Here is a 238-nt window from a genome sequence, read left to right as displayed (position 1 = left end):
ACGAGTCGGAGCGGAACCGGTCCGATGGCGTTCCCAACGACTCGGCGGGCGACGCCGGGGCGGAGAACAGGTCCGAGAACGAATCGTTCATCGACCGGATCGACCCCACGACTGCGTGGGCGCGGACGACCGGCGCGACGAGATGGGCGTACGTCGACCCCGGTCCGAACGAGAGCGGCAGTTGGGTAACGGAAACGATGCAACTCGACTACGGCGACTACTTCGGCACGCGCGTTCA

General features: G+C 66.4%; 1 pseudogene. It reads left to right on the top strand.

Annotated elements, in window-relative coordinates:
* Positions 1-238: pseudogene (locus SM755_RS24165) on the top strand (hypothetical protein); the annotation flags it as partial.

The organism is Natrialba sp. PRR66 (genome assembly GCF_034808065.1).
GTDB lineage: Archaea > Halobacteriota > Halobacteria > Halobacteriales > Natrialbaceae > Natrialba > Natrialba aegyptia.
Note: the sequence above shows the minus strand (reverse complement) of the source record. Positions and strands in the feature narration are given on the sequence as shown.